This is a genomic window from Paenibacillus rhizophilus (genome assembly GCF_003854965.1).
In the GTDB taxonomy this organism is placed as follows: Bacteria; Bacillota; Bacilli; order Paenibacillales; family Paenibacillaceae; genus Paenibacillus_AQ; species Paenibacillus_AQ rhizophilus.
In genome coordinates this window covers 795,939-811,675 of the sequence record NZ_RQPI01000001.1, presented here as the reverse complement: position 1 = coordinate 811,675, position 15,737 = coordinate 795,939, and the positions used below count along the sequence as shown (strand labels likewise).

Genomic DNA, 15,737 nt, shown 5'->3' with positions numbered 1-15,737 from the left:
TGTCCTCGACTATGTTCTCCTTGTCATGCTTAAGAAATTACGAATCCCTTAACTTACTAAATTTGGATTTGATACATTACATCAAGTATCTTCCCGTGATCGACTGTTCCGCATGGATGATCTGCGCCGGTGTACCCTCGAACACCACCTGACCGCCATTGCTGCCTCCATCCGGTCCCATATCGATGATCCAATCCGCTTGGTTGATCACATTGAGGTTGTGCTCGATGACAATCACGGTATTGCCGGCATCCACGAGGCGGTTCATGATCCCCAGAAGGTGACCGATATCTGACATATGCAGGCCGGTCGTCGGCTCGTCCATCACGTAGATGCTGCCCTTCTTATGCAGCTCGCTTGCAAGCTTGATGCGCTGGCATTCCCCGCCCGAGAGCGTGCTGAGCGGCTGGCCAAGTGTAATATAGTTCAGCCCCACATCACTCATCGCCTGGAGCTTGCGCACAACCTCTTTTAGCTGAAAAAAATCCAATGCCTGCTCCACCGTCATCTCCAGCACATCTGCAATGGACTTGCCGTTCAGCTTGTACGCGAGCACCTCTTCCTTGAACCTTCTACCTCCGCATACTTCGCATGGCAGCTTCACGCTCTCGAGGAATGCAAGGTCTGTATACACCACACCCAGCCCTTGGCAGTTCTCGCAAGCCCCCTTCGAGTTGAAGCTGAACAAGCCTTGGCTCACCTTGTTCGCGGAAGCAAACGCCTTGCGCACATCATCCATAATGCCCGTGTAGGTCGCGGGATTCGAGCGTGTTGACACGCCTACCGCCGATTGGTCGATGACGATCGCATCCGGATGCTGGCTGAGGAATACTTCGTTAATCAGCGTACTCTTGCCTGAGCCGGCGACACCCGTAACTGCTGTCAGCACTCCGGTTGGAATATCTACACTCACGTTCCGCAGGTTGTGAAGTTGGGCATCCTTGATGGACAGCTTGCCGGATGGCTGCCTGCAATCGCGCTTCAGCTGGAGCGGCCGCTTCATATGGCTGCCAGTCAGTGTACCTGCCTCCAGCAGGCCCTGAAAGCTTCCTTCATACACGATGGTACCTCCGTGGCTGCCGGCGTGAGGCCCGACGTCGACGATATGATCCGCCAACTTGATCACGTCGGGATCATGCTCGACGACAATCACGGTATTGCCCTTGTCGCGCAGCTTCTGAAGCAATCCATTTAACCGGTGTACATCACGGGGGTGCAAGCCAATGCTGGGCTCATCGAAGATGTAAGTGACATCAACCAGACTGCCGCTCAGGTGCTTCACCATCTTGACGCGCTGCGACTCGCCGCCGGACAAAGTATCCGTCTCACGGTCCAGCGTCAAGTAGTCAAGTCCGATATCCACCAAGTGCTGCAGCCGCTCCGTCAGCGACTTGACAATCGGCGCGGCAATCGGGTCGTCAATCTCCCGAATGACGCGGATGAGCTGTCCGACCTCCATGGAAGACAGCTCCGCAATGCCCCGTCCATTGATCCTGCAGCCAAGCGCGGCCTGACTGAGTCTCGCGCCTCGGCAGCTGGTGCAGGGACCCTCGGAGATGAACGGCGCAACTGCTCGTTGTGTGCGCTCGGATTTCGTCTTCACATCCTGCTTGATGTACTTGTTGGTGAACTTTTCGATGACGCCCTCCACCGTAATATTCACTGCCTTCCCAGCGAAATCCATCTCCACTTTCCTCGCCTTGGCGTACAGCAGCTGCTCCAGCTCCTCATCCGAATAATCGCTCAGCTTCTTGCCTAGGTCGAAGAACCCCGACTGCACGATCATGTTCCATTCCCAGCCGTCCACCCTATAGTCCGGCAGCATGATTGCCCCTTCATTCAACGACTTTGACTTGTCCAGCGCCTTGCTCATGTCGACGCCCAGCCTGCGACCGGTCCCGTTGCATTCGGGACACATGCCTTGCGGATCGTTAAACGAGAACATGTGCGCTTGTCCAACATAGGGCTGACCTACTCGGGAGAAGAGAAGACGGAGAATGGGAGAGATATCGGTAATCGTGCCCATTGTGGAATGAGAACCGCCGCCTAGCCGCTTCTGATCCACAATAACAGCCATGCTCAGGTTCTCGATCGCGTCCGTATCCGGCTGAGGAACGCGGGGCAGGAAATTTCGCACGAACATGCTGAAGTTCTCATTCAGCAATCGCGTGGATTCTGCGGCGATCGTATCGAAGACGATCGATGACTTGCCGGATCCGGATACCCCGGTGAAGATAGTGATTTTCCGCTTGGGAATGCGCAAGGATACGTTCTTAAGATTATTTTCCCTCGCACCCGAGATTACGATATACTCCTGATTGGATTCGCTCATGCTTCCCATCCCTCCGGGTAGTTTAAATTTCTACTTTTATTCACATTGTACCATTCATCGTGCATAGAAAGTCGGGCAGCCCGAACTTGTACCTGTCATTGTTCTAACTAGGGAGTTGATGCTATAGCTTCCACTAATTCATTAGTCAACAAAAAAGAAGCGGGCTCGTAAAGACCCCTTCTTCTATTTATTTACTCGGGTAAAAAAGCGACAAAAAGCATACCTGTGAATGTTTGTTCCCTGCCTTTTTGCTTTGTTGTCTATGTATTCCTCATTTTCTTTATGGTTTACGAATCAATAATCCGTATCCGAGTAATCCATTTCTGAGATATCCGTTAGCATCAGCTTTACATTTTGGATATTCTGGCCCCTGAGCTTCTGATTACAGATTTCCAAAGCCGATGAATCGATATCCATTCCAACCGCGCAGCCTTAAATGATGAGACTTCCTGGCAATAAGAATGTTCCATAGCCACACCCTACGTCAATCCAAAGTTGAATGTCATTGGTCATTCCCATTAATCGCAGAGTCTCTGCCGGATCAAAAAAAGTCTCCCATAAAGTCTCGGATGGCATTCCGGATTCGCGAAATTTCATACTATGCCCGACACTCCTCATCACTTGAATTCTGAAATCCTTTTACATCTTCTGCTCCGCTGTTATCATTCTTCTTGGTTTATTTTAAGCTTGAAAAACCGCCGTCAGCAAATATGGTCTCACCGTTAATATAATTGGCCTTATCCGATAATAAAAATAAAACGACATTGGCAATATCCTTAGGTTCCGCTATTCTTCCAGCCGGAATTAATTCTTCCGAAGATCTCCGTATCTCAGGGATATCGAAAGACTCGGCAGTCATTCCTGTATAGGTAAAACCAGGAGCAACAGAATTCACAGTTATATGATAAGGAGCTAAGTCTAGCGCCATTGCCGATGTCAAAGCGACAACCCCTCCCTTAGCTGCAGCGTAATCCGCCATATGGGGTCTGAATATTTTCGAACGGATACAACTGATATTCACGATTTTCCCAGCCTTATATGGAATCATTTTTTGAGCAACATATTTAGAAAGGATAAATACCCCGGAAAGGTTCGTTCCGATTACGCCATTCCACTCAGCTAAACTTAATTCATAAAAAGGTTTTGAGTTTGCAAAAATCCCTGCACAGTTTGCAAGACCTTCAATCTTTCCATATTTCGTGTGGATTTCGGTAATAACGGCCATTATTTGTTCTTCATCTCTTACATCAACGGAATAATGTATGTAATTGGAATGACTTATTGTATTGGTTTTAATATCTAACCCCATCACCGTTGCCTCACTCTCAAGCAATAATTCAGCACACGCTTTGCCAATACCTGAGTTTGATCCGGAAACAATAAATAATTTATTGGAAAAACACACAAGCATCCCTCCACAAGTTAGGTTGTTATAGGGTATTGTATTGCATTTAATTTGTAATTTGCAAGTATAATTTTTGAATGACATGATGATGTTTAACGTTTAAAAGCAATATATACACAGTTTTATTTAAGATTATGATATTCTTTTCATTTCCAAACCTACATTTTTAATTGCAAATTACAAAGATATGGGGTATAACAAAAGCAGAGGTGAATTCCCTTGCAAAATGCTCGCGAGCTTTTTCAAATTATGACCAGACGTTTTGGACTGCTTAATAAAAATTGCTGTACGATTGGCGGCTGTGATATCACCCCCGTTCAGAGCCACATTCTGTATGAGGTGGACCGCCAAAATAACCCATCCATGCAGCAGATCGCGGAAACCCTCGGAACGGATATCACCACATTTAGCCGGCAGGTGCAATCACTCATCAAGATGGGACTGTTGTCAAAGTCTCCCGATCTTACTGACCGGCGCGTTTATACGCTCTCCCTTACCGTTCAAGGCAAATATGCAGCAACCACCATTGATCAGCAGATGAATGCTTATTTGGATGAAGTCTTTTCGTATATGAGCGAGTTTGAAAAAGACACGATCATACGGTCGATCCAGCTCATGAATGAAGCGATGGCCAAATCTGATCGGTGCTGCCAGCCGATTAAAAGTGAATCCTAAATCTAAGGAGAGATGAGCATGAACAATGCTTCGCATGATGAAATCAGACAGAATGTTCGCGCAAGATATAGCAAGGTTGCGGTAAGGCCGTCCAGGACCTCCACTTCCTGCTGTGCATCTGACAGCTGCTGCGATACCCCTTCTGATTTTAATGAGATATCGGCAAAATTAGGCTATTCGACGGATGAATTATCGGAGGTTCCGGAAGGGGCTAATCTGGGGCTTGGCTGCGGAAACCCGCAAGCGATTGCCGAGCTCCAACCCGGAGAGGTTGTGCTGGATCTGGGAAGCGGCGGCGGCTTTGACTGCTTTTTGGCTTCTCGGCAGGTGGGTGAAACCGGAAAAGTGATTGGCGTTGACATGACACCGGAAATGGTTAGCCGGGCACGCAGCAACGCTGAAAAAGGAAAGTTTACCAATACGAACTTCCGGCTTGGTGAGATCGAGCACCTTCCGGTAGCAGACCACTCTGTGAACGTCATTATTTCCAACTGTGTGATCAATCTTTCTCCTGACAAACAGCAGGTCTTTAAAGAGGCTTATCGGGTGCTGGAGACTGGTGGACGCCTGGCGATTTCCGATATTGTTACTGCGGCCGAGCTGCCCGTTGAAATCAAAAATGATTTGACTGAATTGTATTCGGGCTGCATTTCCGGCGCCTCCTCGATTCATGAGATTGAGGAAATGCTGCACAGCAGCGGGTTTACTGACATCTCTATCCAGCCCAAAGACGAATCCAAGGCTTTTATCAAAGATTGGGTACCTGGAACGAATATCGAGCAATATATTGTTTCGGCAGTCATCGAAGCAGTTAAACCGTAATGACGAGTTGGAGGGATAAAATGATGGTACGAAGTGACGTTGCGATCCGAACAGCAAAGACGGAAGATTTGGATGACATCCTGCTCATTTATAATCAAGGGATTGAGGACCGTATTGCTACACTTGAAACTGAGACGAAGAATCAGGATTATATCCAAAAATGGTTCGAGGAGCATCAAGGAAGGCATGCGGTGTTAGTGGCCGTGGCCGAGCATCAGGTTGTCGGCTGGGCTTCTTTAAATCCCTACTCTCACCGCTGCGCTTATCAGGGTGTTGCTGATCTGTCCATCTATATCCACCGGGATTATCGGGGGCAAGGTATAGGCTCTGTCCTCCTCCTTTCTATTGAAGAGGAAGCCCGCCATAACGATTTTTACAAAATGGTGCTCTTCACCTTCCCCTTTAACCTAAGCGGGCAAGGATTGTACCGAAAATTCGGATACCGTGAGGTCGGGGTATTCGAGGATCAAGGAATCATGGACGGCAAGCCGATCGATGTCATGATCATGGAGAAATTATTCGGCTGATCCAAACGAAAGAACTTGGATGACTTATTATTCTAACAGCCACCAAGTTCTTTCTTTTTGACATTATGCTATTATTTACCGTATATCGCTCTTAAGGACTCCCATTGGAGCGGCTTTACATTGATGCTTGGACGGATCGCTTTGGCTTGCAGTTCCGCCTCTTCAAGCGTTTGGGCTAGTCCCAGTTCCCGCAGCGTTCCGACGGCCACCGTTCCGGTGCGTCCTCTCCCTCCGCCGCAGTGAAAGGCTACTTTTTTTCCTTCCCGGTAGGCACTTACTACTTCCTGAATGGCCAACTGGAAAAGATCGGCTTCAGGCTCCTCCGCATGATCTCCCAAAGGAATCTTCACCCACTGTACATGTTCCGCCGTACTCGCGCACTTCTCCGCTTCTTCGCGAAGATCGACGACCACCTTTACTCCTTCATCGGTTACCATTTGTTCGACGTCCTGAGCGCCGCCAAAATAGATCCGGTCCGGCACTAATGCCTGATATGGTTTTGTCATTGGACTCTCCCTTTTAATATTGATTAATCTCCTGTTATTAGGTCCTTTAATGGTTCGTATCCGCTTATCTCTGTCGCCTTCCAAGGAATAATCGCGGTATGACCAGTTGAAGCTTCTTGAACCTTCTCGATCCATTCACGTTCCGCCAGAGCTCTGCCTTTCAGAAGAGAAGAATGCGTTTCTGCAGCTGCGAAGCTTTGACTAATCACCCACCATTTCACCGCAATCCCTGCACGACCTAAATCTCGCTCCAAACGGGAAGCTTCGTAAAATGGAGTAGCTTCGGCCAAAGTAACAATGATCACACCGGTTTCTTTAGGATTTCTAAGCTTGGGGAGCAATTGTCGTACCGATTCGGGGACAGCTGCAGTGGAGCGCATGATTTCCTTATGGTATTCCTCGCTGGCGTCCAGCAAGAGCAGCGTATGGCCAGTCGGAGCTGTGTCAATGACTACAATCTCATCCCGGGATCGTTCGACCAGATTGGCAAAAGCCCTGAATACAGCGATTTCCTCGGTACATGGGGACTTTAAATCCTCTTCCAGATACCTTAGCCCCTCTTCATCAAGCATATCTTCGTTCTGACGAAGCACCTCTTGGCGATACCGCTCAACCTCTTCTTTAGGGTCAATTCGGCTTAACGTGACCAATCCCGCTTCCTGGCCAAATACCATCTCCAGATGAGCTGCCGGATCGGTAGTGCTGAGATGAACTTTATGCCCCCGTTCTGCCAACCCGACGGCAAGAGCAGAAGCAACGGTGGTCTTACCCACGCCGCCTTTCCCCATCGTGAACAGAATTCGAGTACCGGCCTGCTCGATATCTTGAATTAAAGCTGCAAGAGGCTGGCCCAATGGTTTTTCATTGGTAAAAGTACTTTCGCTCACTGGCAGACCGGACCAGTTAAATAACTGCCGCATTTTATCGGTTCCAAGGACGTTAAAAGGAGCCAGCCGGACTTGGAAGATCCTCCGCTGCTTAAGCATTTCGGGCATGTCCTTCAGAGCAAGCTGCTGACGGTTATACAAAACGGAGGCCAGCTGATCTTCCGTCTCACTTTTATCCAATATTCCGTTGATGATAAGTACTTGATTGCCTACACCTAGTTCCTGCAGTTCGCATGACGCTCGGGCCGCCTCAAGCAGCGGAGTTCGTTCTGGTCGTGCTACCAGGATTATGGTTGTCTTTGACAGGTCGGACAGCGTTTGGACCGCCTGCTCATACAGATGTTTTTTCTGATCCAATCCGGCCAGAGGTCCAAGACACGATGCTCCGTGGGCAGCCTCTTCCAAAAAGCCGTTCCATGACGTTGGAAGCTGAAGGAGCCTAAGCGTATGCCCGGTAGGCGCTGTGTCAAACAGGATATGGTCATAATGTTCCCTAAGGGATTCATTGGTCAGTATAGCCGTGAATTCATCAAACGCGGCAATTTCAACCGTGCAAGCACCTGAAAGTTGTTCTTCCATGGAGGCTAGAACTGCATCCGGCAAAACACCACGATAAGGAGCCACTACTTTTTCCTTATACTCCAGAGCAGCTTTTTCAGGGTCCAGGTTAGCTGCATCCAGATTAGCTGCATCTTTTACAGTCGCAGGACTGTTCGAAAGCTCCATCCCGAATACATCCTGGAGGTTGGACGCCGGATCGGTGCTGACCAGAAGTACCTTCCTTCCGGCATCCGCCAAAGTAACGGCCGTCGCACAGGCAGTCGAGGTTTTCCCAACCCCGCCTTTGCCCGTAAAAAAGATATATCGGGTCTGGACGGCTGTTAAAGGATCGAAGAGATTGTACATGGTCATTCCCCTACTTTTGTTTAAGCTGCAGACGGATTTTTGTTTTCTGCGTTAACTCATCGGCTTGAATGCCTGTCCAAGCTTCCAGTTCTTCATTCGTCGGATAGGTGTGCTGTTTCTTTACCTGGCCGTCTATAATTATAATTGGCAACGCTTCCGGTCCCTGCTCCTGAAGTAACTGGCTAACAAATTCGTTCTCTGCGAATGCCTGTGGCTCACTTGCGAGATTGTAGCGGGCAACCTGAATTCCTTTTTTCCTCAAGTTATTTACTAGAAGCGACATCCGGATTAATTCCGGGTCAACCACCGGACCGCATACACCTGTCGAGCAACACATTGCCGGGTCATAGATCTCAAGCTTTTCCATCTCCATACTCCCCTTCAGATAAGTTAGCCGGGAAGCAATTACCCGGTTTCGTGAAAATATTATTCACCCATTACCGCAAAACGCTGGATGCGTTCCCCGATTTGGTCCCGAACACGCTGGAACACCGACCATTTCTCCTGATCGTTTCCAGTAGCTTTGGCGGGGTCATCAAAGCCCCAGTGTTCCCGCTTTACCTTTGGAGGAGTAATCGGACATTTATCTGCAGCGTCGCCGCAAAGCGTAATCACCAAATCCGAGTTATTCAGCAGCTCGGGATCAATAATATCGGATGTCTGACTTGAAATATCGATATCAACTTCCTTCATCGCTTTTACTGCATTCGGATTCAACCCGTGCGCCTCAATTCCGGCACTGTATACATTCCATTCGTCTCCCAAATATTTCTTTGCCCAGCCTTCAGCCATCTGACTACGGCAGGAATTTCCAGTGCAAAGAAAATAGATCGTTTTTTTAGACATAGTGAATAAACTCCTTTTTATAATCAATTTTTGTACAACACACAGTTTTAAGATACCGTTGACGTCTTGCCAAAATATTTTTTCTGAAGCCATAGAGCCACATTAACCAGTCCGATCAGCACGGGAACTTCTACTAGCGGACCGATCACCGCTGCAAAGGCAGCGCCGGAGTTCAAACCGAAGACACCGACAGCGACTGCTATCGCAAGTTCAAAGTTATTGCTGGCGGCTGTGAACGAGAGCGAAGCAGCAACCGGATAAGAGGTGCCTGCTTTGCGGGATGCCATGAAAGACACAAAAAACATAATAACAAAATAAATCAGCAGCGGGATTGCAATACGAACGACATCCATGGGTAGTTTAATCATTACATCTGCTTTAAGGGAGAACATCAGGACAATGGTAAACAACAGCGCAACTAAAGTCAGTGGACCGATTTTGGGCAAGAACTCCCGCTCAAACCAGGCTTCTCCTTTAGTTTTAAGCGCAATAATGCGTGTGAAAATACCGGCGGCAAAAGGAATGCCCAAATAAATCATGACGCTCTGCGCGATCTCACCCATTGTTATGTTTACTGCTACACCTTGAATACCAAACCATTCAGGCATCACCGTAATAAACACATAAGCAAATACGGAGTAGAACACAATCTGAAAAATGGAATTGAAAGCAACGAGACCTGCTGTGTATTCCGGATCTCCTTTTGCCAAATCACTCCAAACCAGTACCATAGCAATACATCTGGCAAGGCCGATCATGATGAGGCCGATCATATATTCAGGCATGTCACTCAAGAAGAGGATGGCCAGAATAAACATTAGAACAGGCCCAATCACCCAGTTTTGCACAAGGGATAAAAGCAGTACCTTCCAATCCTTAAATACCCGGCCCAACTTCTCGTACTTCACCTTAGCTAGCGGCGGATACATCATCAAGATAAGTCCTACAGCAATCGGTATAGATGTCGTTCCAACTTGCATTTTCGAAAGACTGTTGGCGAATCCAGGAACCCAGAAGCCGAGAGCGATCCCTAATGCCATAGCTCCAAAAATCCAGACGGTCAAGAAGCGGTCGAGGAACGACAGTTTCTTCGGTGGTTCATTCATAGAAAAACACTCCCTGTATTATGTTTGTTTATGAAAAATTCGTTAGTTGCAGGTCATTCTGAGTCCTTTAACCTTAAGTTCTTCCAACAAATGATCTACCGAAGGAACATGACTAATTAATTCCTGTACCAGCTGCCATTGCCTAGAATCGGTATTAATCGAGTAAAAAATCCATTGGCTTTTTCGGTTTTCTTTGATAAGACCTGCATCCTTCAGTTTTCGGAGGTGTTGGCTGATTGCAGGTTGGCTGGTTTTAAAAATCTCGACCAATTCACAAACACAGCATTCTTGTTTATCAAGTAATTTCATGATCGTTAAGCGTGTTTTATCTCCAAGCAGTTTAAGTGTCAGAGAAATATCCTCCATGCTATTTATCCTTTGAGTCATAACTATCCCTCCTCGCGAAATCATTATATAATAATGTACTTATATAAGCAATGATTTATGTGGCATTCAAAATCATATCCATGCAATGGTAAAATGTTCTTATCCACATTCTGCAATGAAGTCAAGTTATTGTCTTTGACAAAGGACAAGAACTTGATCCTATAAAATAAAAAAGCCGCGACTGGCGCGGTTTCAAAAAGGCTATTATCAGGGACATACTGTCATGTTCATATTGTTTTCAATGGTGACTGACACTTCGTATTTTTCTTCAAAATAGGGTACTTTGAGCGTCGCTAAGATCACCTTGCCGGTTCTGTAACGTTCGGATCAAAATCGGCCACAATCAGCATATCCATATGACGTCCATTTCGCAGTAGGTAGTGAATAAGGGTTTGTTTAAACAAGGTTCGCCACAAGGGCTTATGAGACTGACCAATGATAAGCTGAGTAGTCCGAAGTTCATTAATTCTGTTTAACAGGTGCCGGTGAATGTCCGCGCTGCCTGTGGCCTCGGTTACCTCCATTTTTCCTCCAAGCCGTTCGGTTAATAGACGAAGCGTATCCAGCCGTTTCAGTTCTTCAGGGGTTTGCCCCGCCCCGCAATGCACATAATGGACGTACCATTCCGCTTTAAGACGATGCGCGATGCGAAAGCCGCGGCGAATCAGCCTTTCCGCTCCCGGTCCCATATCCACACAAACGAAGATAACCTCCTGTCTGCTCCATGAGCCGCGCAAAGCCGCATCCCGGTCCCAGGCTTCCAGCCTCTCATCCACATCATCCGCAATTTCACGAAGGGCCAGTTCCCTCAATGCAATCAGATTACCCATTTTAAAAAAGGATTCCAGCGCCTGGTTTACTTTTTCGGCCGCATAAATCTTCCCTTCCCGCATACGCTCCTGCAGCATTTGCGGAGTAACATCGATAAGCTCCACTTCATTCGCCATTTTCAGGATCGCATCCGGTACAGTCTCCCGGACCCGTACACCGGTTAATTGAGCTACCGCATCGTTCAGGCTTTCCAGATGCTGCACATTCACGGTGGTAATCACGGAAATACCGTTCGTAAGCAAACGGATCACATCTTCATATCGCTTACGGCTTTGGCTGCCGGGCACATTGGTGTGTGCAAGCTCGTCAACGAGCACAACCTCCGGATGGCGGGCTATAATCGCTTCGGTATCCATTTCTTCCAGGGTAGTCGATTGATATTGGATTTTTGCCCGCGGGATGGCGGTTAATTTGCCTATTTGCTCCCAGGTTTCCTTGCGTCCATGGGTTTCCAGAAGACCGATGACGACATCTATGCCTTTACCCAGCAGAAGATTTCCCTCTTGCAGCATTTTGTAGGTCTTGCCCACACCCGGAGCCGCGCCGATGTATACCTTGAGCGTGCCGTGACGGATCGTTTCAATTTTCTTCTGAATCTCTTGACTGGTCAATCGATGGAAGGGCTCCTCCTGCCTCTTGGATCTCGGTCTAATGGGTAAAATCCGCTCCCCTTCCTGCTCGGCCCGATCCGCCATCAGGAACACATCGATGTTCCTCGTTTTGCGCAATACACGGTTCGCGATGGATCCCTGCCATTTTTCCTGCCAGGTGCTTTTCTTGGAGTGTCCCATGATGATCCGCGTCACATTGTTCTGAATGGCATAACGAACCAATTCGGAAGGAAGCTGACGCAGACGGGCCACCTGAAGCTCTTCAAAGCGGGCATCCACTCTTTTCACCAGCTTGATGATGGATTGTTTGAAGGTTTGCTGATCCTTGGTTATCGGCATACCCCGCTGAACGAAGGTTACAACCATTAGTTCACCGTTAAGCCGTTTGGCGATCTGCTGGCCTCTTCTCACATAAAGGGAGCCGTTCCAATGATATTGTGCTGTCACGAGAATCCGCTCCGCAGCGCCAGAAGGACCGACAAGTCCATGCTCTTCCCTGTGCTTCTCTAAAGACTCATTCACCCCTTCCGCCACCAGACGCAAGGAAACTTCGCGAAGCACGGCAAGATTGCCGCGGCGAGACAGCGAAGGATGGGTCACGTCGCCCAGCAACCCTTCTTCAATCCGCTTCAGGATGGTTTCCGGCGAGACGTCAATCAGGCGAACTTCATCCGCCAGTTCCAATGTATCCATGGGTACCGTGTTTTCGGCCCGAATACCCGTCATCTTGAAGATGGATTCACCCACTCCTTCCAGTTCATAAACATTGACGGTCGTAATCACGCTAATGCCATTTTCCATCAGGAAGCGGATATCCTCAAGCCGTGTGGCAAACTGCGCCCCTTTACGATTGCGATGGGCCAGCCCATCCACAAGCAGAACCTCGGGATTGCGTTTCAGCAGGGCCTCCAACGGAAGGTCTTTCTGCTCTTTGCCGCCCTTCAACCAGTGGATGCTGGGTATGCGATCCAGATCCTCGAGCTGCTGGACCGTCTCGGCCCGCTGCATGGTGGATACGGCGCAGCACACCACATCAATGCCCCGTTCTTTGAGCTGTCTGCCTTCCTGCAGCATATGATACGTCTTGCCTGATCCGCTGACTGAACCGATAATTATTTTCAGCCTTCCCCGGTGTAGACGGTAAATGGAGTAAAGTATTTCTTCCGGTGTTTTACGTTTATAAGGCGGCATTGGGGGTCCCCTCTTTCCGACCCAACCGTAAACGGCCCTGCCCGGCAATCCGCGCGGACAGGGCTATTACGCAGGGCTATTTCGCTAACAGCTCCGATAAAGCCATATTCAGCTTCAGCACATTGACACGTTCTTCGCCGAACAATCCGAGATCCCGTCCATCAGTATGCTCTGTCACCAATTTCTCCAGCGTTTCCTTCGGGATTCCGGTCAAGCCGCTGATTCTGGGAATCTGCGCCCGCGCCGAAGCAGGGGAGATATCCGGATCGAGGCCCGACCCTGAATTCGTAATGAGATCGACCGGCAGTTTATTGACCGGGACATCCGGATTAGCCGCCTTCCACTCAGCGACCGAAGCCTGAATTCGCTCTAGCAGATCCGGATTGGAAGGGGCATAATTCGGCGTGCCGGATGCAGCGGCATTGTATTCAATGCTGGAGACCCTGCCGTGAAAATATCTGGGAGATACAAACGTCTGCCCAATCAATTCGGAACCGATTAATTGATTGTTGCCGTCATAGACCAAGCTCCCGTTGGCTTTATGAGGCATAAAGACTTGGGCGATTCCCGTCACCGCCAGTTGATAAACCAAAAAGATAATCATCAGAAAGATACTTGTTCTTATTGTAACCGTTATTGTCTTCACCGTTAACCCGCCCTTCCTACACCATAAATTGAACAAGCAAATCAATCAGCTTAATGCCGATAAAAGGTACGATGACACCGCCGAGGCCATAAACAAACAGGTTGCGGCTCAGCAGTCTTGAAGAGCTCATCGGTTTGTAGGCGACCCCTTTCATCGCCAGCGGAATCAGCAGCGGAATAATGATCGCGTTAAAAATGAGCGCTGACAAGATGGCGGACAGCGGAGAATGCAGCCCCATGATGTTGAGCACTTTCATTTCCGGAATCGCCACCATGAACATCGCGGGAATAATCGCAAAATATTTGGCGATATCATTCGCAATACTGAAGGTAGTCAGCGCTCCGCGCGTCATGAGCAGCTGTTTCCCGATGGACACTACTTCAATAATTTTGGAGGGGTCCGAATCCAGATCGACCATATTGGCCGCCTCCTTGGCGGCAACCGTTCCGCTGTTCATGGCAATCCCCACATCCGCCTGCGCCAGTGCGGGTGCATCGTTCGTTCCGTCGCCGGTCATGGCGACAAGCTTCCCTTCCGCCTGTTCCCGGCGAATGACGGCGATTTTATCCTCCGGCTTGCTTTCGGCAATAAAGGCATCCACCCCTGCTTCCGCGGCAATTGTAGCGGCCGTCAGCGGATTGTCGCCTGTACACATAATCGTTTTGATGCCCATTTTCCGCATTTGGTCAAACCGTTCTCTCATCCCAGGTTTAACGGTATCTTTCAGATAGATGAGACCGTAGATCGTTTGATCGACGGCTACGGCGAGCGGCGTTCCGCCGGCAGAGGCGATGGCATCGCTGCTTTCCTGAAATCCTTTCGGAATGAAGCCGCCCTGATCGGCAACCCACCCCTTCACGGCATCCACGGCTCCTTTGCGGATCTTCCGCCCATCCTGCAAATCGACGCCGCTCATTCGGGTTTCCGCTTTGAATTCGATAAACTCAGCGCCTTCCGCCAATTTTTCAGGGAACGATAGCCCTTGTTTGTTCAGCAGCTCCAGTACGGAGCGTCCCTCCGGAGTCTCATCCTTGACCGAGCTGATCGCCGCCCACACCGCCACTTCCTGAGCACTGTAATTCTCGGCCGGAACAAATTCGCTGGCCATCCGGTTGCCGTACGTAATTGTTCCCGTCTTATCCAGAATAATCGTGTTGATATCCCCAGACGCTTCAACGGCCTTGCCTGACATCGCCAGAACGTTGAACTGGGTGACACGGTCCATGCCCGCAATCCCGATTGCAGAGAGCAAGCCGCCGATCGTTGTGGGAATCAAGCAGACCAGCAGTGCGATCAGCACGGGAATTTCCAGCCGGATATTCAGGTAATCCGCGAAGAAAGGCAGTGTGATGACAACAAGCAGAAAAATAATGGTCAGGCTGACCAAAACGGTATTCAGCGCAATTTCATTCGGCGTTTTTTGCCGTTTCGCCCCTTCGACCAGGGAGATCATCCGATCCAGAAAGGATTCTCCGGGATCGCTGGTAATGCGGACCTTAATCTGGTCGCTGATGACCCGGGTGCCTCCGGTCACCGAACTGAAGTCGCCGCCCGCCTCTTTAATCACCGGTGCGGATTCCCCGGTAATCGCCGATTCATCGACAGACGCCAATCCCTCAATGACTTCACCGTCGCCCGGAATCATCTCTCCCTGGGCTACAATGACCACATCGCCTTTGCGCAGCTCTGTGGACGAGACAGTTTTGACGCCTTGTCCTGTCACTTTATTGGCCGAAATTTCTTTCTTGGTCTTCTTAAGCGAATCGGCCTGCGCTTTGCCTCGTCCTTCGGCCAGAGCCTCGGCGAAATTGGCGAACAGCACGGTGAACAGCAGGACCAAGGCCACGGAGGCGTTGAAGCCGGTTGATACGGTTCCGCCAAAAGCGTTCGGAACAAAGAGCAAAAACAAGGTGATCAGAAATCCGACTTCCACCACGAACATGACCGGATTTCGCATCATGATGCGCGGGTCCAGTTTGATAAAGGCCTGCTTAACGGCCTGACTGACAATTTCTCTTGATAATGTGCTTTTACGGGTGCTCATTTTTTCTCCTCCATC

General features: G+C 49.2%; 14 protein-coding genes. 3 read left to right on the top strand and 11 right to left on the bottom strand.

Features of this window, described 5'->3' with window-relative positions; all coding sequences use genetic code 11:
- Nucleotides 1–76 precede the first annotated feature (76 nt).
- The gene (locus EH198_RS03780) at nucleotides 77–2,332 is read right to left on the bottom strand and encodes an ATP-binding cassette domain-containing protein (RefSeq protein ID WP_124694188.1); all 2,256 of its coding nucleotides are present in this window, start codon (nucleotides 2,330–2,332) and stop codon (nucleotides 77–79) included.
- A 676-nt stretch (nucleotides 2,333–3,008) separates the two neighbouring features.
- Complete coding sequence (locus EH198_RS03775) at nucleotides 3,009–3,737, bottom strand: SDR family NAD(P)-dependent oxidoreductase (protein WP_185702738.1); 729 nt, start codon at nucleotides 3,735–3,737, stop codon at nucleotides 3,009–3,011.
- A gap of 219 nt (nucleotides 3,738–3,956) precedes the next feature.
- On the opposite strand from EH198_RS03775, the gene EH198_RS03770 reads away from it, so the two are divergent.
- From EH198_RS03770 to EH198_RS03760, 3 genes are read left to right on the top strand one after another with little or no spacing between them, the layout of a single operon-like run.
- Entirely contained in the window at nucleotides 3,957–4,412 is a 456-nt protein-coding gene (locus tag EH198_RS03770) for a MarR family winged helix-turn-helix transcriptional regulator (protein ID WP_124694186.1), read from the top strand.
- An 18-nt stretch (nucleotides 4,413–4,430) separates the two neighbouring features.
- Entirely contained in the window at nucleotides 4,431–5,234 is an 804-nt protein-coding gene (locus EH198_RS03765; RefSeq protein ID WP_124694185.1) for an arsenite methyltransferase, read from the top strand.
- A gap of 20 nt (nucleotides 5,235–5,254) precedes the next feature.
- Nucleotides 5,255–5,761 (top strand): arsinothricin resistance N-acetyltransferase ArsN1 family A, encoded by a 507-nt coding sequence (locus EH198_RS03760; RefSeq protein WP_246014079.1) that lies wholly within the window; start codon nucleotides 5,255–5,257, stop codon nucleotides 5,759–5,761.
- Between the two features lie 71 nt (nucleotides 5,762–5,832).
- Here the strand turns inward: EH198_RS03760 and EH198_RS03755 are convergent, their stop codons facing one another.
- The 9 genes from EH198_RS03755 to kdpB all read right to left on the bottom strand — a co-directional run bounded on the left by EH198_RS03755 (nucleotide 5,833) and on the right by kdpB (nucleotide 15,722).
- A complete protein-coding gene (locus EH198_RS03755; protein ID WP_124694184.1) occupies nucleotides 5,833–6,267 on the bottom strand; it encodes a protein-tyrosine phosphatase family protein in 435 nt (144 codons plus the stop codon).
- A 23-nt stretch (nucleotides 6,268–6,290) separates the two neighbouring features.
- The gene (arsA, locus tag EH198_RS03750) at nucleotides 6,291–8,060 is read right to left on the bottom strand and encodes an arsenical pump-driving ATPase (RefSeq protein WP_124694183.1); all 1,770 of its coding nucleotides are present in this window, start codon (nucleotides 8,058–8,060) and stop codon (nucleotides 6,291–6,293) included.
- Nucleotides 8,061–8,070: 10 nt separating this feature from the next.
- A complete protein-coding gene (gene arsD / locus EH198_RS03745) occupies nucleotides 8,071–8,427 on the bottom strand; it encodes an arsenite efflux transporter metallochaperone ArsD (RefSeq protein WP_124694182.1) in 357 nt (118 codons plus the stop codon).
- 59 nt (nucleotides 8,428–8,486) lie between these two features.
- The gene (gene arsC, locus EH198_RS03740; RefSeq protein WP_124694181.1) at nucleotides 8,487–8,906 is read right to left on the bottom strand and encodes an arsenate reductase (thioredoxin); all 420 of its coding nucleotides are present in this window, start codon (nucleotides 8,904–8,906) and stop codon (nucleotides 8,487–8,489) included.
- 47 nt (nucleotides 8,907–8,953) lie between these two features.
- Nucleotides 8,954–10,012 carry an ACR3 family arsenite efflux transporter gene (gene arsB, locus EH198_RS03735; protein ID WP_124694180.1) on the bottom strand — a complete coding sequence of 353 codons (1,059 nt, stop codon included), beginning with the start codon at nucleotides 10,010–10,012 and terminating at the stop codon, nucleotides 8,954–8,956.
- Between the two features lie 42 nt (nucleotides 10,013–10,054).
- Nucleotides 10,055–10,399 carry an ArsR/SmtB family transcription factor gene (locus EH198_RS03730; RefSeq protein WP_124694179.1) on the bottom strand — a complete coding sequence of 115 codons (345 nt, stop codon included), beginning with the start codon at nucleotides 10,397–10,399 and terminating at the stop codon, nucleotides 10,055–10,057.
- 299 nt (nucleotides 10,400–10,698) lie between these two features.
- Nucleotides 10,699–13,032, bottom strand: a complete 2,334-nt coding sequence (locus EH198_RS03725) for a histidine kinase (protein ID WP_124694178.1) — start codon at nucleotides 13,030–13,032, stop codon at nucleotides 10,699–10,701.
- 76 nt (nucleotides 13,033–13,108) lie between these two features.
- On the bottom strand, nucleotides 13,109–13,678 hold the full coding sequence (gene kdpC / locus EH198_RS03720; RefSeq protein WP_124694177.1) for a potassium-transporting ATPase subunit KdpC: 570 nt from the start codon (nucleotides 13,676–13,678) through the stop codon (nucleotides 13,109–13,111).
- A gap of 16 nt (nucleotides 13,679–13,694) precedes the next feature.
- The gene (kdpB, locus tag EH198_RS03715; RefSeq protein WP_124694176.1) at nucleotides 13,695–15,722 is read right to left on the bottom strand and encodes a potassium-transporting ATPase subunit KdpB; all 2,028 of its coding nucleotides are present in this window, start codon (nucleotides 15,720–15,722) and stop codon (nucleotides 13,695–13,697) included.
- Nucleotides 15,723–15,737 lie beyond the last annotated feature (15 nt).